Raw genomic sequence first — 22,742 nt, forward strand, 5'->3', positions numbered from 1 at the left:
GCTTACCATTCAACCCATTGAAATATATTGGCAATTAGTGACCCCTCTCCTCACGGAGAGGAGCACCTCAAAAAATCCCTTTTTGTTTAATCTGTTTCATCTTCTGCGTCTGGGCCTCAAGCGTGCTTAAATCTATCTCTTCCGCCCCGGACGTTTTTGCGCTTTCCGCCGCAGGCGTCGTCCGGGCGATCATCTTCAGTTGTTGCAACAATACATGTTGCTTTTCCAGCAGCGCTTTCAGCTGTGCGATTTCATCGTGCATCGCCGCCAGTTCACCCTCATCTTTCTCTTTCACAACTGGCTGCCGTTGCATCGCGTCGGACATCAGCGCACGCAGCTGGCGCAGCTGCTGCTTACTGAACTCCAGGCAGTTTTGCGGGGCGGAAGCGGGCTCCGCCGCGGCGACCGGCAGCAGTTGTCCTTCACTCAGTTCGGCACAAAGCGCCTCCAGCGTCAGCGTTTCACGACCAATCGATTCGGCGATATGGCTGCAAAGCTGCGGATTCAGCATCTGCAGCTGTAGCCCAGCCAGATAGACGTTACGGTGAAAACGACGCACCTCCATACTGGCGTCACTCGCATTTCCGCCCGCCTGGTTGATGTCATCGTGCCATTTTTTCAGATGCAGCATCGCGCGCAGATCCGCACGCGAATGCTCCGGCGACAAATGCAGGGAGAGATTAACCCGGCGAATTTGCCTGTTATTCATCGTCGCCGACCTCGACCATCTGCGGCGCAGCCACCTGCTCAACGCCGTTTTCCGCATGGTACAGGCAGATTTCGCGCGACAGCGCGCTTTGCGGATTGTCGATGGTCACCACGCGATCGCCCAGGGTCGCGTAAGTCTGACGTACAGCGGATTCAATCAGATGCGCCCCGCCGCCGACCAGATAAACGCGGTTCGGGTTTTTGGCGAATTTTTTCGCTTCATACGCCACCTGGTCGCCCAGCTCCTGAATTTTAATCGCCACGCGCTCAAGAATGTCGTCGATGCGCGACTCATCGTTAATCACGCTTTTCACAAACGCCATATCGTGGCGGCGTTTGATCAGTTCATTCGCCACCAGATAGCTGGAGTCGCTGTCTGCAGCGGCCAGCAGCTTGCGGGTGGCGTCAGTCACCATCGCCACACCAATCTCATTGTTACCGTAAATCGCGGAGACATCGTCAAATTCGCCGACGATCACTCCCATATCCAGCGTGGTGCCGCCGCAGTCAATCACCAGCGACTTCGTAAACTCGTTGACGTTCGAATTCAATAGATGCGACAGCGCCGCCGGCAGACTCTCCGGCATCACCTGCACATCGACGATACGGAACAGTTCGCCCTTATTGAGGGAAATGTCGCGCGTCAGATTGCGGCGCTTCGCTTCGATGCGGCTTTCGTTACGCTGGCAATCGTCCGGGTTGTAGAACTGGGTAATCGGCAGCGTGACCACGATATCCACGTCGCACGGCGTCATGCCAGTTTGCAGCAGCGCGTGGTGTACCGCCAGCAGATTCAGATCGTCATACTGGTAGTCGATGTGCGTAGTCGACAGCGCCTTATCGGAGGTGGCGTCGTAGGTGTATTTCGTGGTGCCGATGGTGTAGTTGTAAACCGACTGTCCGCGCAGCAGCGCGGCGCTTTTCCAGTCTTTGCGAAAAGAGTTCGGCGACACAACGGTTTTCAGTGTGCCGTTTTCAATCCAGCTGATTTTGACGTTGGTAGAGCCATCATCAATGGCGAATTTCATACGGGTTGCGGTCATGGGTGGTATCTCAATCTAAAGGGTATTTTTCAAAACGCGGCGTCTTCACTCAGAATGCGGCGCGCGCCAAGATAATGTGATTGCCAGAAATTGTCTGAAAGCTGGCTAATGCGGATTTTCAGCCCGGTACGTGGCGCTTCAATAAACTTATCGTCGCCCAGATAGACGCCAACGTGATCGGCGCCGGGGCGCTGGTTGATGTTGAAGAACACCAGATCGCCGTTGCGCAGTTTGTCTCTGCGCACCGGCTTCAGATGATTCGCCTGATACATTTCATTCGCCGTGCGCGGCAGCTTGCGCTCCAGCACCGCATTGTAGGCGTAGAAGACCAGTCCGCTGCAATCAAAGCCCTCGGTGGGGGTTTTACCGCCCCAGACGTAAGGTTTGCCGAGCTGCCCTTCCAGGCGGCGGATCACCGTGCGCAGTTTGGCCGCGCGCTGAAGCGCCTCCCGGGTCACGGGCGCCTTTTCATCCAGCGAGCGCGTCCAGAGCGCATCGACGGTGCCGGGTCGCCAGCGGGAATGCATCGCCAGCATTTCGCGATTTTTCAGCCGCGTCGCGCGTTTTTGCTCGATGTCCCGGCGCTTCTGCTCCGGCGTTAAGGGTACGGTCACCGTCCGCTTTTTGACCTTAGCCATCAGCCGCAGACGGTTCTGTTGCCTCGCCAGTTCCGCGCTTTCCGGCGACGGCTGAGACCGGGCGGTGCTATATCCGGAGTTTGCCAACAGCACCAGCGCCAGCAGAAAAAGAGGTGCCCGAAGAACGGGCAAGCCAGAAGTAAAAGAGAGAAAACGTTTCACGCGACAACTATTTATTATGGATTTTTCGAGATTTTCTCGACCAGCGGCTTGATGATTTTCTCACCATGCTGGCCAAAAAACTGATACAGTGACTCACTGGCAGAGTGCGTTAACACCATGATTTCAATACGGCGATTCGCAGAACTCAGCGGCTGGTTCGGGTCGAGGAGCATCTGATCAGCCATGCCGCTGACCTGCAACACTTTGTTTGGGTCGAGCCCGCCTTTCGTCAGCACTGCACGCGCCTGCATGGCGCGCTCGCCGGAGAGATTCCAGTTGTTATACAGCACCTGATCGCGAAAACGCGTGGCGTCCGTATGGCCGGTAATAATGATCTTGTTATCTATCTTATTCAGTTCCGGCGCAAAGCGGGTCAGCAGCCGGTTAAAGAACGGCGTCAGAACGGCGCTGCTGCGCTGGAACATCTCCCGTTTCCTATCGTCAGAAACCAGGATGCGTAACCCCTGCGGCACAATCTCCATTTTAAGGTTGGACTGCGCGTCATACGCGGAGGTGATCTGCATAATGATGCGCGCCAGCTCCTCAATCTCGGCGTTCGAACGGGTGTTAACGTCTTTGAGATTTTCCGACTGCTTAACCTGCTGCGCCAGCTGTTTTTTCTGTTCTGCCGTGTTTTTCTGCGGATCGCGTTTGCCGACGATGGTCAGATCGCCGCCCACATCTTTCTGGGTGATCGGCGAAATCGCATGGCCTTCAAATATCGTCTCGCCGCCGTTGAGCAGAGAGACAATCTCTTTACGCTCCTCTTCGGTGACCGCGCCCATGATCCACAGCACCATAAACAGCGCCATCATCGCCAGCGTAAAATCGGCGAAAGCCACTTTCCACGCGCCGCCATGGATCTCCTCATGCCCTTTACGCGACGAGCGCTTGATGATTGTGGTGTGGTGATCTTTACCGCGATTACGCATCGGCCATACCCGTCATCTGGTTCACCCAGCCATCGAGAGTGGCAAAGGTTGGTTTAGAATCCATCGGCAACATTTTGCGTCCGGCGTCGACCGCCAGCAGGGTCGGTTTGCCTGCGACATGATTGACCAGCACAGTACGCACGCACTCCAGCACCGCAATCTGCTTTTTGGTGCGCTGCTCCATGGCGTTCGCGACAGGGTCCATCAGACAGTAACAGAAGAAAACGCCGAGGAAGGTGCCCACCAGCGCTGCCGCGACCTTCACGCCGATCACGGCAATCGAGCCATCAATGGACTGCATGGTGATAATTATCCCGAGCACCGCGGCGCAGATCCCGAAGCCCGGCATCGCTTCAGCGGTACGCTGCAGCGAGCGCGACGGCTGGAGCAGGTTCTCTTCCATCGCGCCGAGTTCCTGCTCCAGAATCCCCTCCAGCTCATGTTCGTTGATCTTGCCCATCGCCATCAGGCGGAAGTTATCGGAGATAAACATGATCAGCGCTTTATCACGCAGCATTTGCGGATATTTCTGGAACAACGGGCTATTGGCCGGCGATTCGATGTGCTCGTCCAGCACCTTCAGGCCGCCGTCCTGCACCAGCTCCAGTAGTTCATACAGCAGCATCAGCAGCTCGCGCTGGTATTCGCTGGTGTACTCGTTTTTGCGCATAATGCCGCGGAACTGGCGATACATCTCGCCCAAAACGGCTTTCGGGTTCGCCAGAACCATTGCGCCCATGCCCGCACCGAGGATGATGATGATTTCACCCGGCTGCCAGAATGATGCTAAATGCCCGCCAGACATAATAAAACCGCCGACAACACACCCCATGATGATGAGAATACCTAAGAATTTCTGCATAAACCTTTCACTTTCACTTCTGGAAAAAAGACTGAATTTTTTGCGCGATTTTTTTATTGAGCTGACAGACTCTCGCCTCGGTGAGATCAAGCACCAGGGCAATCTCTTTCAGGCTCATTTCCTGCTGGTAATAGAGCGTGAGGATCAACTGTTCACGTTCATCGAGGCTTGCCAGCGCGTTGCGCAGCGTGCGGCTGACAATCATCTCCTCTTCAAGGGGGCGGCTATCCAGCGCCCCGGCATGCACATCATTGCTCAGGAGATCGTCAAGGCTCTCCAGCGCTTTGGCGCAATCCAGCAGCAGATACTCCTGATACTCATCAGCCGTAATGGAAAGATGGCGGCTAAGATCATCAAACGTCGGCGGGCGGCCCAACAGCCGCGCCACTTCGCGAATGGCATCGTTGATCTTGTGCGTTTTCTGTCGCAGTCGACGCGGCCGCCAGTCAAGCTGACGCAGTTCGTCCAGCACCGCGCCGCGAATACGCGGCGCAGCATAGGCGGCAAACTGCTCGTCAGGATGACCATAGCGACGCAGCGAGCTTAACAGCCCCATCAGCGCGCTCTGCTCCATATCTTCGCGGTCAAGCACGCTGCTGGCCTGGTATGCCAGCTGTTTTACAATTTTGTTAACCAACGGCAGATACTGGCTGAGGTAGCGCGCTTCGTCTGCGGGCGTCAGCGTTTCGCTGGCAATAAAATCCATCATGTCCATTACGGCTTATTAATCACTGGAAAACCATTTTGCTGATGATCACGTCATCAAATGGTACATTCATGTTCAGGCTGCTGAAGCGCGCCTCGTATGCCGTCTTCAGTTTGTTATGCAGCTCACCCACGCTTAAGGCGCGCACCGCACTGTATTCCATATCGGAAAGCAGGCTGACGGTCGCCCCGCGAATTGCCGGGATCATCTCTTCCGATTTACGGGTGTTATCCGGGCCGTTGGTCGCCAGGTTAAGTTCCAGCAGCAGGTAACGCTCCGTACGGCCGCTCCCTTTCAGGGTGATCACCAGATTTTTGATCTCCACAAACTCCACCGAATGCGACCCGGAAGAGGAAAAGAGTTTATCGATCGCCGTCGCGCTCTCATCGGAACGCAGCAGGTGGGTGCCGACCACGGTTAAACCGGCCGCCATCACGGCGGTCACAAGGGCGATAATCACCCCAAATAAAAGTGTTTTTGTATTCATAGTGTTCTTTCTGTTAAACGGTCAGTAATACCGAGTCATCTTTACGGCGTGTTTCATCCGCCACCGTGGCGCCTGTGGCGATCTCCGGCGCGGACTGAATCGCCGCCTGCTGTTCGGCAAAAGGCGAACCCTTCTCCTGCTGCTGTCCACCGGACTGCGATGAGACCTGCACGTTGACCTGCACGAAATTTTGTTCCGTCAGGCTCTGACGCAAATCGTTGCTGGTCTGCTGTAACGCACGGTATACCTCGGCGTGGCTGGCGTTGATTTGTACTTGCATCCGACCGTTATCGATCTGCAACGAGATGTCTATTTTGCCCATCTCCGGCGGGTCAAGACGGATGGTGGCGTGCTGGATCTGATTCTTCACCTGCACCTGCAGACGTTCGCCCAGTACTCGCTGGAGCTGCTGCGTCCAGCGGGAATCTTCCGTATCCAACTTCAATGGCGCGCCCTGCGAGGTGCGGGCGTCGTTACTCACCGTGACGACACTGCTGCTCTGTGTGCCAGCAGGCTGCCCAGCAAGCTCAGGCGTTACCGCGGTCATCGCCGTCATCAGCTGCGGCGCGACCTGAAGCTGCCTCCCCGTTGCGGGCGTGACCGGCAGCGCCGTTTCCGCCCCCGATACCGCTTGCGGCAGTCCTGTCGCCCCGTTCAGCGCAGGCGCGTATCCACTGAGCGCGTCGGGTGTTTGCTGAAGCAGGGAATGCGTCGTCGCCGCCTCGCCGGTACGCATGTTTTCGACGTTAACCGGCTGCGGGCGCGGCATCAGCAACGCATCCAGCAGTTGTTGTTGCGCATCGACTCTCAGCAGGGAGGAATCCTCCACCGTCGCGTCCTTCGCCTCTTCGCTCGCTTTCTGTCGAATCCCCTCGGCGCTGACGCTGACGGCGGGCGCGTTTTCCCCCTGCCCGGCCATCAGCGTATTCACCACATTCAGCAGCGCGTCGCTAAAGGCCACTGGCGTCTGGGCGCTGGCGGCTGTCACCGCCGGGCTGCTTCCGGTAATCGGCTCCGCCTGCACCGGCGATCCCGAGGCATTACCCGCGCCAGCCGCGAGCGTGAGAAGATCCATCATCGTAAATCCTCCGCATCCATAAAGGCTGCGTAGGCCGTTGCGCCTTCGCGATTACGCACGGAGAGCGCCATTTTGGCTTCCACAATCTCAAGCTGCCCCATGCAGTATTCGCGCGCCTGGCGGTGAATATTCGCCAGGGTTTTCAGCGCCTGCTGCTCGGCGCCGTTCAGGGTTTTTCCCTGAATGTCCGCCAGCAGCGCGGCGATTTCACCATCGGCGCGCTGTACCGCCGGCCAGTTATGATCGGCGGTCACCTGGCGCAGCGTGGCCGCCAGGGTTTGCAGAGAGGAGAGATAACTCATGCAGCCTGACCCATTTTTTCCCAGCCGTCCTGGATGTTGCCGAGAATGTTTTCCACTTCTTCGATCTGTTCAACAGAGAGCTTATGGCTGGCGTCATAGAGTCGGTAGACGCAGTAGTCGTAGAGATTCGCCAGGCTCAGGGCCAGTTCGCCGCCCTTTTCGAAGTCGAGCGCGCTGGTCAGCGCGTTGAGAATATCGATGCATTTATTGATGCTCTGCGCCTTGCGCTCAAAGCGACGCGCGGCAATATGACTTTTCGCGCGAATTAATTCATCCATTAGCCCGTTAAACAGCATCAGCACCAACTGGTGCGGATTCGCCGCCGCCGACTGAATCGCGAGATCTTCCTGGTGGTAAAGGCCGTAGCCTTCCCGATCGTTACCGTACATTACGCTCAGATTCCCTTAGAATTAGCTAAACATGCTCATGGTGTTATTCATCTGCGTCATGATGCTCTGCAACTGCGTGAACTGCTTGAGGTAGCGGTTATAGGAGCTTTCATAACGGGTATTCATTTTTTCTGTTTTCGTGTCGATATCGCGCTGCTGGCGGTCGAGCGTGTCCTGGCGGCCTTTCAGCAAACCGGTGCTGGTATTGAGGTATTTATCCAGCGATTTATCCATCGCCTTGATCATGCCGTCGTTGCCGTTAAAGAAGTTATTTACCGACTGTGGATCGGCTTTCAACTGCTCTTCCAGCGTGTCGGCGTCCAACGAGAGCTTGCCGTCTTTATCGGAGGTGATGCCAAATTTGGTCATGTTTTCATCACCGAAGGTCTGGCGCAGAATGTTACTTAGCTCATTAGAGAGCGAAGAGATGCTCGCATCACCGGCGAACGCACCGCGTTCGTCCGTATTACTTCCGGAAGAGGTCAGCCCGGAGATCGTATCTTTCAGCGTGTTGTAGGCGTCGATAAAGGCCTGAATCTGCTCTTGCGTCCCGGTGGGATCGGTATCCACGGAAATCACCAGTGGTTTGCCAACTTCCGTCGTGCCCGTCAGTTTGATCGACACGCCGTCCACCAGGTTGTCCAGGTTGTTGGAGCTGCTGCTGTACTCCTGGGGCGAATCGCCGAGCGTAAATTTCGCATCTTTCCCGCTGGTGATGATGGTCGCATTGTCGAAAATAGTCTGATCGCCGGTCATCGCGCTGGTATCGAGTTGAATATCGTACTGTTCCCCACTCTGGTCGCTGCTCAGCATCAGTTGCACTTTGCCGTCAACGCGCATCAGCGAGGCGGTGACGCCGTTCTGCTCTGTGGCAGAGGTATTGCTGCTGGCGCTCGGAAAATCCGCCTTGTTCACCGCACCGGCGAAATCGGACAGACTGTTCAGATTGTCCATCTCAATATCAATGCTTTCACCGTTCAGGTTGATGGTCAGCGTGCCGGTGGCGTTTTTAATATCCTCATCCGTCAGGTCGCTAAACCCTTTTTGCTGGGCGGAAGCCAACTGCGTCACATTCAGGCTGTAGGTCCCTTTACGGGCCGAGGCGCTGGCGGAGATAGTGGCGATCCCCTCCTGATTCATGGTGACGCTGTTCTTCAGCACGTTGCTGGAACTGGAGTTCAGCCCTTTGATCGCCGTACGAAAATCCGTGAGCGCGGTACGTAACGAGGTTAGCGCTTTTTTCTGCGCGGCCAGCGTGGAGGTCTGCGTCTGGATAGAGTTCTGCAGCGCCAGAATGTCATAGCTTGCCAACTGTGTAGCCAGTGTTGTGGGGTCAAAATCAGACATAAAAGGTTTCTCCAGGCACGCTCGTCGCGTTCGACATGACGTCATTCAAGCAACTATCGTGCCAACTTTTTAATTAAACATTTTCAGTAGGTTACAAAACGGGAGGAATCTCCCTTTCCGCTATTTCCGGCAGAGGAAACGACGTCGCCGGATACAAAAACACCGCTATGCAGCGGTGTTTTTTATTGATGCGGCGCCGGGAGGAATTAGCCCAGCAGGGACATCACCATGCTGGACATACTGTTGGACTGCTTCAGCATGGACATGCTGGTCTGCGCCAGCATCTGGTTACGCGTCATGGAGGAGGCCTCGCTGGCGAAATCTGCGTCCTGAATATTGCTCAGCGCCAGTTCGGTGTTGTCTTTCATGTTCGCCAGGTTAGAGGCGGTGTGGCCCAGACGGTTGATGCTGGCGCCCATTTTGGAGCGTACGGAACCGACATCATTCAGCTTAGATTCCAGATCGGACATCAGTGCTTTTGCCGTATCTGCATCGCTGATGTTGATGCCATCGGCCTTTTCCCAGTCACCAAAGCCGAAGCCGGAAGAGGTAAACAGCGCGCCGCTCCCTGTTCCGTTCAGTTCGCCAGAAAGATCAATCTTCATCGCTTCACCGGAAGAGGAACCAATCTGGAAGTTCAGCGCTTTCGCGAATTTGCCGCTGTCACCGAACAGCTTCTCACCCGCATAAGAGGTATTGTCCATGATGTTCTTCAGCTCGGCGTTCAGATCGTTCAGTTCCGCATTGATCGCATTGCGATCTTTTTCTGTGTTGGTGTCGTTCGCCGCCTGGGTTGCGAGGTCTTTCATGCGGTACATGATATTGCTGACTTCATCAAACGCGCCTTCCGCCGTCTGCATCAGCGCAGTCGCATCGGAGATATTACGCTGGGCAACCGCCATACCGTTGGTCTGGCCCTGAAGACGGCTGGCGATCTGCAGACCTGCCGCGTCATCCGCCGCTGAGTTAATACGTTTGCCGGTGCCCAGGCGCTCCATCGCGGTGGACAGCATGCTGTTGGATTTATTTAACGCGTTGGTGGATGCCATGGAAGATGCGCTGGTGAAAATTGACAGTGACATTGTGTATTCCTTTTTAAAATCGGTTTTCAGTGGCTCTGGTAAATAAGAACGGCACGCCGGTTTAGAAAATTAAATCGCCGGTGTGCTGAATGGCGATTTTTTATCCTGACAGGCATTCCCCCATAAAAAAGCCGCCCCTATGGAGCGGCCTGTGAGGCATCTGCGAGCGATTAGCCCAGCAGGGACATCACCATGCTGGACATGCTGTTGGACTGCTTCAGCATGGACATGCTGGTCTGCGCCAGCATCTGGTTACGCGTCATGGAGGAGGCCTCGCTGGCGAAGTCAGCGTCCTGAATATTGCTCAGCGCCAGTTCGGTGTTGTCTTTCATGTTCGCCAGGTTAGAGGCGGTGTGGCCCAGACGGTTGATGCTGGCGCCCATTTTGGAACGTACGGAACCAACATCATTCAACGCGGTTTCCAGTTTATCCATCATCGCTTTTGCCGTATCTGCATCGCTGATGTTGATGCCATCGGCCTGTTCCCAGTCCCCAAAGCCGAAGCCGGAAGAGGTAAACAGCGCGCCACTGCCTGTCCCGTTCAGCTCGCCAGAGAGATCAACTACCATCGTTTCACCAGAAGAGGAACCAATCTGGAAGTTCAGCGCTTTCGCGAATTTGCCGCTGTCACCGAACAGCTTCTCACCCGCATAAGAGGTATTGTCCATGATGTTCTTCAGCTCGGCGTTCAGATCGTTCAGTTCCGCATTGATCGCATTGCGATCTTTTTCTGTGTTGGTGTCGTTCGCCGCCTGGGTTGCGAGGTCTTTCATGCGGTACATGATATTGCTGACTTCATCAAACGCGCCTTCCGCCGTCTGCATCAGCGCAGTCGCATCGGAGATATTACGCTGGGCAACCGCCATACCGTTGGTCTGGCCCTGAAGACGGCTGGCGATCTGCAGACCTGCCGCGTCATCCGCCGCTGAGTTAATACGTTTGCCGGTGCCCAGGCGCTCCATCGCGGTGGACAGCATGCTGTTGGATTTATTTAACGCGTTGGTAGACGCCATAGATGAAGCACTGGTGAAAATAGAAAGGGACATTGTTTTCTCCTTGGGTGACCTGTCCGTCAGGCACTTTCATTGTTACTGGAAGAGTAAAACGGCCTTTTGACGGAAAAATTAAATTTTATTTTTAACCCACCTTTACATCCCGCAAGAAAAATATTTCGCCTATCTGATAAGCCTCGCTAATAATAGTAAGGGAGTTCTTCATCATTTTTCTAAGACGACTAAAAAGCGCAGAATCAAAATATAAGGCGACACAAAAAACAGCAAACTTAACCACTATTTTCGATAACCGTTACCACCCCTATAAAACCCTTTTATTCCGTAAGGTATAGATTTATTCCATGAACATAGGATTCACATAAACACGACCTTTTTTAACATCAAGATCTTTTAACTATTGGAGTTAACTTTTGTCTAATTTTCTTAATCAGCGGCAAGATTTTTTACTACCAGAGGTGTTGCGCATCACACTTTTATCGCGTAAAAAGAGGCCATGGAAAAGATTATTCCTAGAGCTGACGACACGGGGAAAGGGGTAATCTTCCGCTTTTGTTCAAAGTTTATGCGTAACTTTTCGCAAAGAATAACTTATTCCTTTCTTGCTTTTTTGCATAAGCGGCAATTCATTATAACCCCCGGCTTGCCATAACAATTAAATAACACAGCATTGAACTTAAATTATGACAATACAAACTGACTGAACGGGAATGGTCACTACCATCAACTAATCGATGAATAAACGCTACTGCTCTGTAAATAACTGGCTGATTGATATTCCTTCAGGATCGATCCTCCATTTAACAACCGGAGAAAAGAAGCGCCTTGGTGAATATCAGCTCAAGCTGCTGGATATTCTGATGCAGGATGCAGGGAAAATCTTCACACGTGAAGAATTGACTAACCTGGTTTGGGAACGGCGTGTTATCGGTAATAACAGTCTTCCCAATGCTATCCATGCATTACGTACCGCGCTGGAGGATGACGGCAAACAGCAAAAAATTATCAAAACGATACCCAAAAAAGGGTATTTGCTGGAGCCGGAATATTGCCGCGTAATCGAGAAGGAAGAGAGTGAAGTTAATGAATCTACGCAAGATCCAGCTGAGCGAGAGACGGAAGAGGAAAACAAACCGGCGGTACCTGAAGACAGGGTGAATGAATCCGCCGCTATGCCGCCAGCGCCAGAAACACCGGCTCAGGAAGCCACCGTTCCTGTCGCTGCGGCGGCGCTGCCGCGCGCAAACCGGACAACCTTTGTACTGTTCGTGGTGCTGGTCATCGTCTGTACCACGTTGCTGACATGGTGGGTGGTGAAGCGTCAGGAGAGCGGAAACCTGACGGCGAAAGAGGTACAGCCTAACGTTTACAGCAATATTCATATTTACGCGATTGAACCGTCCGGCGATCTCTCCTACGGCGCGGAGAACCTGTACAGCAAACTGAAAGCCTCGCTCTATACCCTGAACCAGCAGATTAAAACGCAGTCTGTGACGATGACCGTCTATTTCAGCACCCGAAATTTCATGCTGAATTATACATTTGCGCTGAGCAGCCCCTGCGATAAGCAACAGTTGGTGATGGCGGTTTATCAATGGCGGCTCGATGCAAACCAACTCAACAATCTGATCCTGCGCGAAACCCGGAGAAAGCTGAATGAAATGGCTATTTGTACAGAGAATTAATCTGCTGCTGAGCATCGCCATTCTCATCGTGGCGGTCTCGCCTTTTGTCTGGAACGCGCTAACATCACCAAGAATGATGCGCGGCGCCAACGTTGAAGGCACGTTTCAGATGGGATTTTATGATTTGAAATCGCAGAGTAAAGAGACTTACGACGCGCACCTGAAAACAACGCGGGGCACGATTCTGATCACGCTCATCAGCCCGAACGATAACCAGTTTGTGCTGAAAGGCACCTTTACCCCGACGCAAAGGCGAAACAACAGGCTCTATTTTTATCTGACGCCGATTTACTACAGCAAGGCGCAGAACCTGCTGATGGTCGACAACCTGGTGGATCAACTGATGCACACCATCTTCTGGATGGAGCCGCTTTCGCTGGGCGATCAGCCGCTGGTGGTCGGGGAAAGCGGGTCAATCTTTCTTTATCCACTGAGACGCTCATAAAGAAAGGTTTTTTTCCCCTGAACGACGCCTCCCCCGACCCGGAGAGGCGAGTTTTAGCCCAGCAAATTCTTCACCGTCGCCAGACGCACATTCGCCTGCGCGCCCAGTGCCTGTGAAAGCACGCTAAAGTTTTTCGTACCGCCGGCCAGCGCATCCCCCAGCCCACGCGCCGTCTCCAGCGCCTGCTGCGGCGTGAAAACCGCCGCCATATCGTTGATACGCGACGCCACATGATCCTGCTGCTGGCGCAGTCGGCTGCGCTGGCTGGTGATGTGCTCCAGAGTATTTTGCAGCTTTGCCGGCCCTTCCCGCTCGCGGCCTGCGGTCAACGCCAGCACCTCATCGCTGCTGGCGGCTTCCGCCTGCGGCGACAGCAAGGTAAAAGCATCGGCCGGATAGCGCCCCCCTTCACCGCGTACTGTAAGCTGCTGGCTGACGCGCGCCCAGCGGCTTTCATCCACGCTAAACAGCAATTGCCCGCTCCCGCTCTGCCGGGCGTGAATACCCAGCCGTCCCAGGCCAATATTCAGCTTCGTCAGGATCTGGCGCGGCGATGCTTCTGCGGGCAGCGACACGGCGCTCATTTCACGCTGGCGGCCGCCAAGACAGAACACCAGCGTCTCACCTTCGGGGTTACTGAGGAGTTTCTCACTGCCTGGCAGCGTAAAATTCACGCTGCTTTTATGTTCCAGCGAAGGCATGAGATGGCGATCGACCGTCCCCCCGGAAAGCTGCGTACGGCGGGTTAAGTGCTTTTGCAGCGCCGCCGCCTGGGCGGAAGCATCGCCGCGCAGGGAGGATTGGCGCAGCTGAAGCAGTTGTGTTTCCGTTTGCGCCAGATAACTGTCCGCCTGCTGTACCGCCGTCAGTTGCTGGTTAAGCTGCACGTTATAGCGCATCGGGCGACGGGAAAGCAGCGCCGACTCCGGGAACGCGCTGCGCGAAGAGACCGCTTCCGGCATGCGAACACGGGTAACGGTCTGTGGGGCATCAATAGTGCCGCGTCCGGCAGTGGTGGACGCGGGGGTCGTCAGCGACGAAGTTTTTAAACCAACCTGCATCGTGATTACATCATACTGAACAGATTAAGCTGACTGACCATGCTGTACGTCTTGTAGCTTATCTGCATCGATTGCGCGTAGAGCTGAAGATTGGTCGTCGCCGTCACTTCATCCGTATCGCCTAATTCACTGGCCAACTGGCGGTTCGCCACACTGACGTCCGTATGCGCGTCGCCGAGCAGCGTCAGACGGTTCTGGCGTCCGCCGAGGTCGGTGAAAATACTGGAGACGCGATCGCGCGCGCCCTGCACTGAGCCGAGCATGGCGTCTATCTCATCTTTATAGTCCGCGTAGCTGGCGTCCGGGTCCTGCATTTTTGCGCTAAGGGCTTTCAGATCGTTCAGCACCTTCAGATCGTTACCTGAGCCGGAAAACGCCTGCGCGACGTTGGTATTTTCGGTGATGCTCACGCCGTTGGCGACCTGCGTTTCACGCGTGCCGTCGTTGCCGCCGTAAACGTATTGTCCATTCTCGTCCAGAGTGACGGTTTTGCTGTCGGTTTTGGTGCCGGAAAAGAGATAGCTGCCATTTTCATTTTTGGCATTCATTGATGCCACCAGCGAGTCGATCATCGAGTCGATTTCCGCGCCGTAGCCCGCCATATCTTTCTGGCTGTGAGTGCTGTTGTTGGCCGACAGCAGCTTATCGTTAAGCGACAGAAGCTGATTATTGAGCGCGTTGACGTTCGACTCCTGAATCGCCAGCGCGCCGCTCAGGCGTTTGATATTGCTCTGGTACTGGGTGATCGCTGATTCTTCGCGGTTGAGCTGCACCAGACGGCTGGCGGCCACCGGGTCGTCGGAAGGCACGTTAATGCGCTTCAGCGTGGAGACCTGCTCCAGAAGTTTGCTCAGGCGCGTGCCGTTAGTGCCCATCTGTGTCAGCATGGCGTTGGAGTTATAGAGGCTGCTAATACGCATTGTTAATCATTCCTGTCGCGCTTAAAACATGCTCATCAGATCGGAAAAGATCTGATTACCGGTAGAGATAACCTTCATATTCGCCTGGTAAGCCTGCATGTAGATCTGAAGATTAATCGCTTCTTCATCCTGGTTTACCGCGCTGAGGTTATCGCGCTGATTCTGCGCCTGCTCGCGCACGGCGGCGGCGGCATCCATCTCGGTGGTGCTCTGGCGGCTGGCGATACCGATGGTGGAGATAATCGCCGCGGCCCCTTCGCTCAGGCTCATGTTGCCCATACCCGGAATAGTGGTTTTTTTGTTTTTCAGCTCAATCAGCTCGGCCAGATTGTCGCTGTTGCCGGGCTCATCTTTCGCGCCGGAGAGCGCCAGCTCTTCCGGGTTTAAGTCATTGACCTGCAACATTCCCGCCGGGTTAGACGGGTCAAAAGTGAAGAGCGCTTTCCCTGGATTGCCGTTCAGATCAAACCCCTTTTGCAGTTGATCGTTAAACAGGTCCGCCACCGTTTCCGCCATGCCCTGCACCGAGTCTTTCATCTGCTGCAGCGTGCCAGTTTCATAGTCGTGCAGCGCGCCGAGCTGGCCGCCAACGGCAGGGTCGAGCGAAAATTCGCTGGTGGAGAACTTCAGCGCCAGCGTCGAATTACCGTTCGCATCCTGACCGACGCGCAGTTGGCCGGCAGTTTTGCCGCTAACCAGCGGCTGGCCGCTGGCGAGCGAAACGGTATAGCTGCCGGATTTATCCTCCGTCACCTTCACGTCCGCCAGCGTACTGAGGGTTTTCACCAGCTCATCGCGCTGATCGCGCAGCACGCTGCTGTTACCGCCGGTCGAATCCATATCGGCGATCTTTTTGTTGTAGTCGGCGATGCTGCCGCTGATGGTGTTGATCTGATCGACCATCGCGCCGCGCTGGGTGGTAATCGACTCTTTCTGGCTGGTGATAAAGTTATTCACGCTGTTAAAGCGTGTGGCGAGGGCCCCCGCCTGATTGAGCAGTTGCTGGCGCAGTGCCGGAGATTCCGGCGTCTGGGTCAGTTCGCTCAGGGCATTGATAAACTCATCGAGCCCGTTACCGAGGCTGGTGGTGTCGGAACCCACCACTTTTTCCAGCGATGTGATGTACTGATTTCCCGTCTCGTAATAGCTGGCCTTGTTACCGGTCTGCCACACCTGATTCACCAGATACTGGCTGGAGATACGCCGAATGCTGTCCACCTGGACGCCATTCCCCGCACTCATTCCCGCCTCACCCATCGGTCCGATAGCGCTTTGCACCGCTCCCTGGCGGCTGTAACCGCTCACCATCCAGTTGGCTACGTTCATCGAGGTTACGTTCATGCCGATCTGCGCGGCCTGAATGCCGCTGAAGGCAATATTAATCATACTCATGGGTTACTCCTGTTCACGCATGACCGGGACAACGGGCGTGCTGAGTTCTTTTGGCTGTCCTTTTAAAGCGACCAGACTTCCCGCATCCTTAAGCGGCGCTGTCGTTTGCGGTGAAAGTTGGCTGATAATCATCTGTGCGATGCCGGTGCTGCGCTGCGACGCGAGCTCAGAGGCGAGCTTATCGTCATAAAAATCACGCATCATGCGCTGCTGTTTGCTGTTGAATGGATTATCTTCCCCCAGCACATCGGCGGCTTTACGCATCTGCGACAGCATAGAGCGCAGCATCAGCGCTTCGAACTGCTCCGCCGCCTGCTCCAGGTTTTGCGGTTTCACCTGCCCGGTGATGTCGCCGGGCAGAATGGCACTTTGACGGGTAATAGCATTCAGCATCAGATGACCACCAGTTCAGCGTCCAGCGCGCCTGCTTCGTGCAGCGCCTGCAAAATCGCCATCGTGTCATCCGGCGCGGCGCCAAGGCTATTGATGGTGTTGACAATACTGCGCAGGCTAGTGCCCGCAGGGATCATCACCATCTGGCCGCTACCGCGGTTGACGTTCACATCGCTCTGCGGCGTCACCGCCGTTTGCCCCTGGCTGAACGCGCCCGGCTGACTCACGTTTGACGACTCACGAATGGTAACCGTCAGGTTGCCGTGGGAGACGGCGGCGGCACGCACCACTACGCCATCGCCGATCACCACCGTGCCGGTACGGGCGTTAAACACCACGCGCGGCGGCTGCTTCCCGGCGTTGATCTGCACATCTTCCAGCGTTGACATAAACGCCACGCGATCGCCTGCGCCCAGCGGCGCGCGAACGGCGACGTTGGTGGCGCTCTGGGCGGTCGCGGTGCCGGAGCCAAAAGCGCTGTTCAGCGCGACGGCAACGCTGTTGGCCGTTTTAAAGCTCGGGCGCTTGAGGTTCAGCATCACCACCGGCTCCTGCTGGAAATCGGTCATCACTTCACGCTCGACGGAGCCGCCATTCGGCACGCGTCCCACGGTCGGTGTATTGATGGTCACACTGGAGCCGCTATTGCCTTCGGCTTTCACCCCGCCGACCACCACATTGCCCTGCGCCAGCGCATAGACTTCACCGTCCGCGCCGCGCAGTTGGGTCAGCAGCAGCGTACCGCCGCGAAGGCTTTTCGCATCGCCAATCGAGGAGACGGTGACGTCAATGCTCTGCCCACGCGCATAGCCCGGCGGCAGCGTCGCGCTGATGGCGACGGCCGCGACGTTTTTCACTTTCGGGTCGATTTTCGCCGGTAGCTGAACGCCAAACTGTCGCAGCATGTTGGTCACCGACTGGCTGGTGAATTTGACCTGGTTTTTATCCCCGGTGCCGTCGAGCCCCACCACCAGGCTGTAGCCCACCAGCTGATTGCCGCGCACGCCCTGAATATCGACCACGTCGCCCAGGCGCTGGGCCATCGCCCCCATGCTCCAGATGAGCAGGCAAAAAAGTGCCACTTTACGCATTACGGACTCCATTAGATCGGAAACAGCGGGTGGTTGAAGACGCGCGTCAGCCAACCAGCGGAATTGGCGTCGCTCAGCGCGCCGCGTCCGGAATAGGAGATGCGGGCATTGGCGATGCGCTGTGAGGAAACGGAGTTGTCACGCTCGACGTCATCCGCCCGCACCAGCCCGGTCACGCGCATGTATTCATCACCCTGATTGAGTGTCAGCCACTTCTCGCCGCGGATCGCCAGCACACCGTTCGGCAGCACTTTGTAGACGGCCACGGTGATCGCCCCGCGCAGGCTGTTTTGCTGCTGCGAGGCGGCGTTGCCGTTAAAGTTACGGTTGCCGTCTATGGAGGCGGAGAGATTATCCACCGAGTGGCCGAACGCGTCCGGGATCCCCAGGGAAACATCGTTCTTTTTGCCGAAATTGGTGCGCGCCTGCTTGCTGGCTTGGGTGGACTCATCCAGTTTGACGGTCAGGATATCGCCCACGCGATAAGCGCGGCGGTCCTGTATCAGCGACCAGTTATAGCCGCTGTTGTACAACCCGCCACCGCGCACCTGCGTATCCGGCATCACGATATCTTCCGGCGGCGCGAAGGCCGCATCATCTTTTTGCACCAGCAACGCCGGGCTTTCACAGCCCGACAAAAACAGTGCCAGCAAAACCATTACTACCTGCTTTTTCATTACACTTTCACTTTACTGCCCGGTCATTACATCGACTGGGTGACAAACTTCAGCATGTCGTCGGCGGCGGAGACCATTTTGGCGTTCATTTCATATGCCCGCTGCACGGTGATCATATCGACCATCTCCTCGACGACCTGCACGTTAGAGCCTTCCAGCGACCCCTGCTCCAGTTGGCCAAACGCCTCTTCGCCCGGAACGCCTTCTACCGCTTCGCCGCTGGCGGCAGTTTCGCGATAAAGGTTACCGCCCACCGCTTCCAGCCCGGCCGGATTGACGAAGTTCACCAGCGTTAGCTGGCCGAGCTCAACCGGATCCGTTTCGCCTGCGACGGTCGCGGTGATGGTACCGTCTTTACCGATCTGCAGGTCCTTCACGTTTTCCGGCAGTTCAATTTGCGGCACCAGCGGTAAGCCCTGAGCGTTGGTCAGCAGGCCGTCCGGCGTTTTCTGAAAGTTACCGGCGCGGGTATAACCGATATCGCCGTTGGGCATTTCCACCTGGAAAAAACCCTGCCCGGTGATCGCCACATCCAACGCCTGCTCGGTGTTCTGAATGCTGCCAACGGTGAACTCTTTCTGCGTACCAACAATTTTCACGCCGGTGCCGTACTGGATACCGGTCGGCGCGACGTTGTTTTGATCCAGTTGGCCCCCCGGCGTACGCTGATTCTGATAGAACAGATCGGCGAACATGGCGCGATCGCGCTTAAACCCGGTGGTGTTGACGTTCGCCAGGTTGTTAGAAATGGCAGTCATTTTGGCGTCCTGCGCCGCCAGACCGGTTTTACTAATCCACAATGCGGGATTCATCTCTCATCCTTCTTTTAATATCAGGAGCCGCGAATCAGGCGGTTGCCCGCCGTCGCGAGATCTTCTGCGGCTTTCATCATTTTGATCTGCGCTTCAAACTGGCGGTTTAGCGCAATGCTGGAGACCATCTCGTCGATCGCCGACACGTTGGCGCTCTCCAGATGCCCGGAAGCCACCATCACCTCTTCATCGCGCGGGTTAACGGCCGCATTGCTCACCAGAAAGCCATCAGCATTTTTGCTCAGCTCACTGGCCGGCACGTTAACCAGCTTGACGCGATCGATATCCACCGGCGCGGCGATGTCACCGTCGTCGGGCACGATGGTTATCACCCCGTCCTCGCCGATGCTGACGGAGGAGAACGGCGGCAGAACAATCGGGCCGTTGTCACCTTCCACCGGCAGCCCGTTGATAGACAGCTCGCCATCGGCGTTGACGTCAATCTGGCCGTTGCGGGTGTAGACCTCACGATTGCCGCTGCTCAGGGCGATTAGCCCCTCGCCCTTAATCGCCAGATCCAGGCTGCGCCCGGTTTCACGGACCGCGCCGGGGGTCATGTCCACGCCACCCTGAGTGGGCAGGGTCATATAGCGGGAGGCGTAACCCTCGCCGCTCACCTGCTGCGTGATCGCGCGATCGAGATCGCCGCGAAAGCCCTGGGTGTTGACGTTCGCCAGGTTATTCGCGTGGATCTCCTGCTGCGACAGTGTGCGTGATGCGCCGCTTACGGCGGTAAAAATCAATCGATCCATTACACCGCCTGGAAGAGCGCATTCATCATGTTGTCGTTAGTGCTGATCACCTTGGTGTTGGCCTGGTAGTTACGCTGCGCGGTCATCAGCCCGACCAGCTCAGAGGTCAGGTCGACGTTGGACTGCTCCAGCGCCCCGGCGGTAATCGAGCCCAGCAAGCCTGTACCTGGCGCGCCTGTCAGCGGTGCGCCCGAGCTGGCGGTTTGCGTCCAGGTGGTGCCGTCCTGCGACTGAAGGCCGTTGGCGTTGGCAAAGTTAGCCAGCACCAGTTGCCCTTGCAGCATACGTTCGCCATTGGAGAAGGTGGCGTAAACGCTGCCATCGGCATCAATCGCCTGGCCGGTACGCTCGCCGGAGGCATAGCCGCTACCCTGGTTTTTGCTCACCGAGAAATCAGAACCGTACTGCGTAGTGCCGTTGTAGCTCAGGTCGATGGAGAGCCCGGCCGCGCCCGGAATATCAACATTCAGGCTGGTCAGGTCGGTCGGTGTGGTCAGTATGCCCTGGTCGGAGAACGTCATTTCCTGGGCACTGTTTGGGATCTCGGTGTCGTCCATGTAGTAGTGGACTTCCCAGGTGTTATCGTCTTTCTTCACGAAATACTGGTTCAGGGTGTGCTCACGACCCAGAGAATCGTAGACCTGCGTAGTATAGGTATTGTTGTACGAGGTATTGTCCTTCGGGTCGAAGTTGCCGTTTGTCGGCACATCTGCGTTGGCGTCGAGGTTGGCGGTGAAGTCGAGGCTGTCGGTGGCCTTCGCCGGGATCGAGCCGCTGCTGATGGTCAGATTGCCGACGGTGCCGACCTGAAGCTGGCCGTTCGCATCCACCGGGTAACCCTGCAGGTACATGCCCAGGTTATTGATCAGGTTACCGCTGCTGTCGGTGCCGAAGTAGCCCGCGCGACTGTATGCCGTGGTGCCCGCGCTGTCGCGCACGACAAAGAAACCGTTGCCGTTGATCGCCAGATCGAGGGCGTTGCCGGTGGAAGAGATACTTCCGCCTTTGGTGATGCTTTGAGTGACACCGGAAACGCCGACGCCCAGTGGCTGGCTTTCAGCGTAAAGCGCGGAAAACTCGGCGCGGCCCGATTTAAAGCCTACGGTGCCGGAGTTGGCGATATTGTTAGAGATCGCGTTCAGCTGTTCGGTGACCGCGTTCAGGCCGGTGGTGGCAATGTTAAAGCTCATAAAAGTTCCTGTTTCATCATCTCGTGAAATCGCCTCAGACGGCGTTTTTCGAGGTTGTTCCAAATTGCGTAATGTTGTTGTAAGCGATGTCGCCAATACCGTTGATATTCAGGACGGTGGCGCTTCCGTCGAGCGGAATGCGCACGTTGGTGACCGTTCCGCCCACTTCAATCGGCACCGTCTCTTCGCCGGTATCCGTGACCACGCTCAGAGTGTATTTCCCTTCGCTGAGCCCCATCTCCGCCGGGTCGATACTGAAATCCACCTGACCCGCGTCCTGTTTGCCCAGTTCGATTTTGTGCTCGACGCCCGCAGAATCTTTGACGATCACCGTCACTACGCCCGCGGCGTGCTGCAGCGTCAGACGCCCGTCCACAACCGTTTCGCCGTCGCTGTTGATGCTGTCGCTCTGCACCATCACGTGCTGGCCGACCAGATTGCCGGTGGTGAGGGTTTGCAGGTTGTCCATCAACACGGAACTGTTCGCCATCAGTTGGGACATGGTTTCCATCGACTGCACCTGAGTAAGCTGTGCCAGCTGGCTGACGTACTCGGTGCCATCCGTCGGGTTTAGCGGGTCCTGGTTCTGGATCTGTGCCACCAGCAGTTGCATAAACAGCGTGTTCATGCCAGCCGCGGTGTTGCCATTGCCGGAGACGCTGCCGTCGAGGGAAGTCGCCTGGGCGTTGCGGGATGCGTTATTTACGTTCATGCTTAGGCTTCTCCAAGTCGCAGCAGGCTTTGCTGCATACTTTTCACACTGTTAAGCACTTCAACGTTGGTTTCGAAGCTTCGGGAGGCCGACATCATGTCCGCCATTTCTTCCACCACGTTGACGCCCGGGTAATAGACGTAGCCGTCGCCGTTCGCCAGCGGGTTATGAGGCTCGTAGCGTTCAACGGCTTCGCCGCTCTCCACAACGTCCATCACCTGAACCCGCGCGCCGGTCAGCGCCCGGCTGTGCATCAGTTCGTCGTTTTTGTAAATCGCGGCAAACACCGGACGGCGGGCTTTATAAACCCCCTCTTCGCTGGTTGCCGCTGTTTCTGCGTTGGCGAGGTTACTGGCGATGGTATTCAGACGAACGGTTTGCGCCGTCATCGCCGACCCCGAAACGCGATAAATATCGGTAAAAGCCATATTCCGTGATTACCTGCGTAGGATTACTTACCTTCAATGGCCTGCTTCAGGCCCGTAAATTTCATGTTTAAAAACGCCAGGCTCATCTGGTAATCCTGCGCGTTTTTGGCAAACTCAGCCTGCTCCACGTTCAACGATACGGTGTTGCCGTCCGAAGAGGGCTGATAAGGAACGCGATACATCTCCTGCGGCAGTGCGGTCTGCGAAAAACTCCGCGATGAACGTTGCATCTCTGCGGCAAAATCAATATCTTTAGCCTGAAAGTTGGGGGTATCGACATTGGCCAGATTGGCTGAAAGCAACTCTGCTCGGGAAAGTCGAAGTGCTACAGCCTGTGGATGAACGCCCAATGCTTTGTCAAAAGTAATACTCACAATTCACACCCTCGTGATGCTAAACCTGCGATGATTTGCTTACCCTATTAGCAAAATTCGTGCC

The 22,742-nt window shown here is 55.9% G+C and carries 27 protein-coding genes; 2 read left to right on the plus strand and 25 right to left on the minus strand.

Annotated features, from left to right (window positions below):
* Window positions 1-67 precede the first annotated feature (67 nt).
* The 13 genes from HVX72_RS18150 to HVX72_RS18210 form a co-directional block, all read right to left on the minus strand.
* Window positions 68-709, minus strand: a complete 642-nt coding sequence (locus HVX72_RS18150; protein WP_181822049.1) for a hypothetical protein — start codon at window positions 707-709, stop codon at window positions 68-70.
* Window positions 702-1,751, minus strand: a complete 1,050-nt coding sequence (gene parM / locus HVX72_RS18155; protein WP_181822050.1) for a plasmid segregation protein ParM domain-containing protein — start codon at window positions 1,749-1,751, stop codon at window positions 702-704. Before parM ends, HVX72_RS18150 begins: the two co-directional genes overlap by 8 nt.
* 29 nt (window positions 1,752-1,780) lie before the next feature.
* The gene (locus tag HVX72_RS22335) at window positions 1,781-2,551 is read right to left on the minus strand and encodes a C40 family peptidase (protein ID WP_275943314.1); all 771 of its coding nucleotides are present in this window, start codon (window positions 2,549-2,551) and stop codon (window positions 1,781-1,783) included.
* 14 nt (window positions 2,552-2,565) lie between these two features.
* Window positions 2,566-3,483 carry a putative lateral flagellar export/assembly protein LafU gene (lafU, locus tag HVX72_RS18165; protein WP_181822051.1) on the minus strand — a complete coding sequence of 306 codons (918 nt, stop codon included), beginning with the start codon at window positions 3,481-3,483 and terminating at the stop codon, window positions 2,566-2,568.
* Window positions 3,476-4,345 (minus strand): flagellar motor stator protein MotA, encoded by an 870-nt coding sequence (gene motA / locus HVX72_RS18170; protein WP_181822052.1) that lies wholly within the window; start codon window positions 4,343-4,345, stop codon window positions 3,476-3,478. Before motA ends, lafU begins: the two co-directional genes overlap by 8 nt.
* 13 nt (window positions 4,346-4,358) lie before the next feature.
* On the minus strand, window positions 4,359-5,060 hold the full coding sequence (locus HVX72_RS18175) for a FliA/WhiG family RNA polymerase sigma factor (protein ID WP_042290448.1): 702 nt from the start codon (window positions 5,058-5,060) through the stop codon (window positions 4,359-4,361).
* Between the two features lie 13 nt (window positions 5,061-5,073).
* A complete protein-coding gene (locus tag HVX72_RS18180) occupies window positions 5,074-5,538 on the minus strand; it encodes a flagellar basal body-associated FliL family protein (RefSeq protein WP_042290450.1) in 465 nt (154 codons plus the stop codon).
* A 13-nt stretch (window positions 5,539-5,551) separates the two neighbouring features.
* The gene (locus HVX72_RS18185) at window positions 5,552-6,616 is read right to left on the minus strand and encodes a flagellar hook-length control protein FliK (RefSeq protein WP_181822053.1); all 1,065 of its coding nucleotides are present in this window, start codon (window positions 6,614-6,616) and stop codon (window positions 5,552-5,554) included.
* Entirely contained in the window at window positions 6,613-6,918 is a 306-nt protein-coding gene (locus HVX72_RS18190) for a hypothetical protein (RefSeq protein ID WP_042290454.1), read from the minus strand. Before HVX72_RS18190 ends, HVX72_RS18185 begins: the two co-directional genes overlap by 4 nt.
* Window positions 6,915-7,307 carry a flagellar export chaperone FliS gene (fliS, locus tag HVX72_RS18195; protein WP_042290456.1) on the minus strand — a complete coding sequence of 131 codons (393 nt, stop codon included), beginning with the start codon at window positions 7,305-7,307 and terminating at the stop codon, window positions 6,915-6,917. The genes HVX72_RS18190 and fliS overlap by 4 nt, the downstream gene beginning before the upstream one ends.
* A 21-nt stretch (window positions 7,308-7,328) precedes the next feature.
* Window positions 7,329-8,654 (minus strand): flagellar filament capping protein FliD, encoded by a 1,326-nt coding sequence (gene fliD, locus HVX72_RS18200; RefSeq protein WP_181822054.1) that lies wholly within the window; start codon window positions 8,652-8,654, stop codon window positions 7,329-7,331.
* 206 nt (window positions 8,655-8,860) lie between these two features.
* Window positions 8,861-9,736: a flagellin gene (locus tag HVX72_RS18205; protein WP_181822055.1), complete on the minus strand. Its 876-nt coding sequence runs from the start codon at window positions 9,734-9,736 to the stop codon at window positions 8,861-8,863.
* Window positions 9,737-9,906: 170 nt separating this feature from the next.
* Window positions 9,907-10,782, minus strand: a complete 876-nt coding sequence (locus tag HVX72_RS18210; protein WP_060570805.1) for a flagellin — start codon at window positions 10,780-10,782, stop codon at window positions 9,907-9,909.
* Between the two features lie 698 nt (window positions 10,783-11,480).
* Here HVX72_RS18210 and HVX72_RS18215 point away from each other — a divergent pair.
* Window positions 11,481-12,431: a transcriptional regulator gene (locus tag HVX72_RS18215; protein ID WP_042289089.1), complete on the plus strand. Its 951-nt coding sequence runs from the start codon at window positions 11,481-11,483 to the stop codon at window positions 12,429-12,431.
* Window positions 12,403-12,876 (plus strand): hypothetical protein, encoded by a 474-nt coding sequence (locus HVX72_RS18220; RefSeq protein WP_042289092.1) that lies wholly within the window; start codon window positions 12,403-12,405, stop codon window positions 12,874-12,876. The genes HVX72_RS18215 and HVX72_RS18220 overlap by 29 nt, the downstream gene beginning before the upstream one ends.
* A 53-nt stretch (window positions 12,877-12,929) precedes the next feature.
* Here the strand turns inward: HVX72_RS18220 and HVX72_RS18225 are convergent, their stop codons facing one another.
* The 12 genes from HVX72_RS18225 to flgB are packed head-to-tail and all read right to left on the minus strand — an operon-like array spanning window position 12,930 to window position 22,678.
* Window positions 12,930-13,937 (minus strand): hypothetical protein, encoded by a 1,008-nt coding sequence (locus HVX72_RS18225; RefSeq protein WP_181822056.1) that lies wholly within the window; start codon window positions 13,935-13,937, stop codon window positions 12,930-12,932.
* A gap of 5 nt (window positions 13,938-13,942) precedes the next feature.
* On the minus strand, window positions 13,943-14,857 hold the full coding sequence (gene flgL, locus HVX72_RS18230; RefSeq protein ID WP_042289093.1) for a flagellar hook-associated protein FlgL: 915 nt from the start codon (window positions 14,855-14,857) through the stop codon (window positions 13,943-13,945).
* Window positions 14,858-14,878: 21 nt separating this feature from the next.
* Complete coding sequence (gene flgK, locus HVX72_RS18235) at window positions 14,879-16,249, minus strand: flagellar hook-associated protein FlgK (protein ID WP_042289096.1); 1,371 nt, start codon at window positions 16,247-16,249, stop codon at window positions 14,879-14,881.
* A gap of 3 nt (window positions 16,250-16,252) precedes the next feature.
* A complete protein-coding gene (locus tag HVX72_RS18240) occupies window positions 16,253-16,642 on the minus strand; it encodes a rod-binding protein (protein ID WP_042289098.1) in 390 nt (129 codons plus the stop codon).
* On the minus strand, window positions 16,642-17,733 hold the full coding sequence (locus HVX72_RS18245; protein ID WP_167333861.1) for a flagellar basal body P-ring protein FlgI: 1,092 nt from the start codon (window positions 17,731-17,733) through the stop codon (window positions 16,642-16,644). Before HVX72_RS18245 ends, HVX72_RS18240 begins: the two co-directional genes overlap by 1 nt.
* Window positions 17,734-17,744: 11 nt before the next feature.
* Window positions 17,745-18,410 (minus strand): flagellar basal body L-ring protein FlgH, encoded by a 666-nt coding sequence (gene flgH, locus HVX72_RS18250; protein ID WP_042289104.1) that lies wholly within the window; start codon window positions 18,408-18,410, stop codon window positions 17,745-17,747.
* A gap of 26 nt (window positions 18,411-18,436) precedes the next feature.
* Window positions 18,437-19,222 (minus strand): flagellar basal-body rod protein FlgG, encoded by a 786-nt coding sequence (flgG, locus tag HVX72_RS18255; RefSeq protein WP_042289108.1) that lies wholly within the window; start codon window positions 19,220-19,222, stop codon window positions 18,437-18,439.
* A 20-nt stretch (window positions 19,223-19,242) separates the two neighbouring features.
* Window positions 19,243-19,974: a flagellar basal body rod protein FlgF gene (locus tag HVX72_RS18260; RefSeq protein ID WP_042289109.1), complete on the minus strand. Its 732-nt coding sequence runs from the start codon at window positions 19,972-19,974 to the stop codon at window positions 19,243-19,245.
* Window positions 19,974-21,164, minus strand: a complete 1,191-nt coding sequence (gene flgE / locus HVX72_RS18265) for a flagellar hook protein FlgE (protein ID WP_042289111.1) — start codon at window positions 21,162-21,164, stop codon at window positions 19,974-19,976. Before flgE ends, HVX72_RS18260 begins: the two co-directional genes overlap by 1 nt.
* Window positions 21,165-21,198: 34 nt before the next feature.
* Window positions 21,199-21,876: a flagellar hook assembly protein FlgD gene (gene flgD, locus HVX72_RS18270; RefSeq protein WP_181822057.1), complete on the minus strand. Its 678-nt coding sequence runs from the start codon at window positions 21,874-21,876 to the stop codon at window positions 21,199-21,201.
* A gap of 2 nt (window positions 21,877-21,878) precedes the next feature.
* Window positions 21,879-22,304, minus strand: a complete 426-nt coding sequence (gene flgC, locus HVX72_RS18275; RefSeq protein ID WP_042289114.1) for a flagellar basal body rod protein FlgC — start codon at window positions 22,302-22,304, stop codon at window positions 21,879-21,881.
* A 23-nt stretch (window positions 22,305-22,327) separates the two neighbouring features.
* Window positions 22,328-22,678: a flagellar basal body rod protein FlgB gene (gene flgB / locus HVX72_RS18280; RefSeq protein ID WP_042289116.1), complete on the minus strand. Its 351-nt coding sequence runs from the start codon at window positions 22,676-22,678 to the stop codon at window positions 22,328-22,330.
* Window positions 22,679-22,742 lie beyond the last annotated feature (64 nt).

This window comes from Citrobacter sp. RHB21-C05, from assembly GCF_013889015.1.
Classification (GTDB): Bacteria; Pseudomonadota; Gammaproteobacteria; order Enterobacterales; family Enterobacteriaceae; genus Citrobacter_A; species Citrobacter_A sedlakii.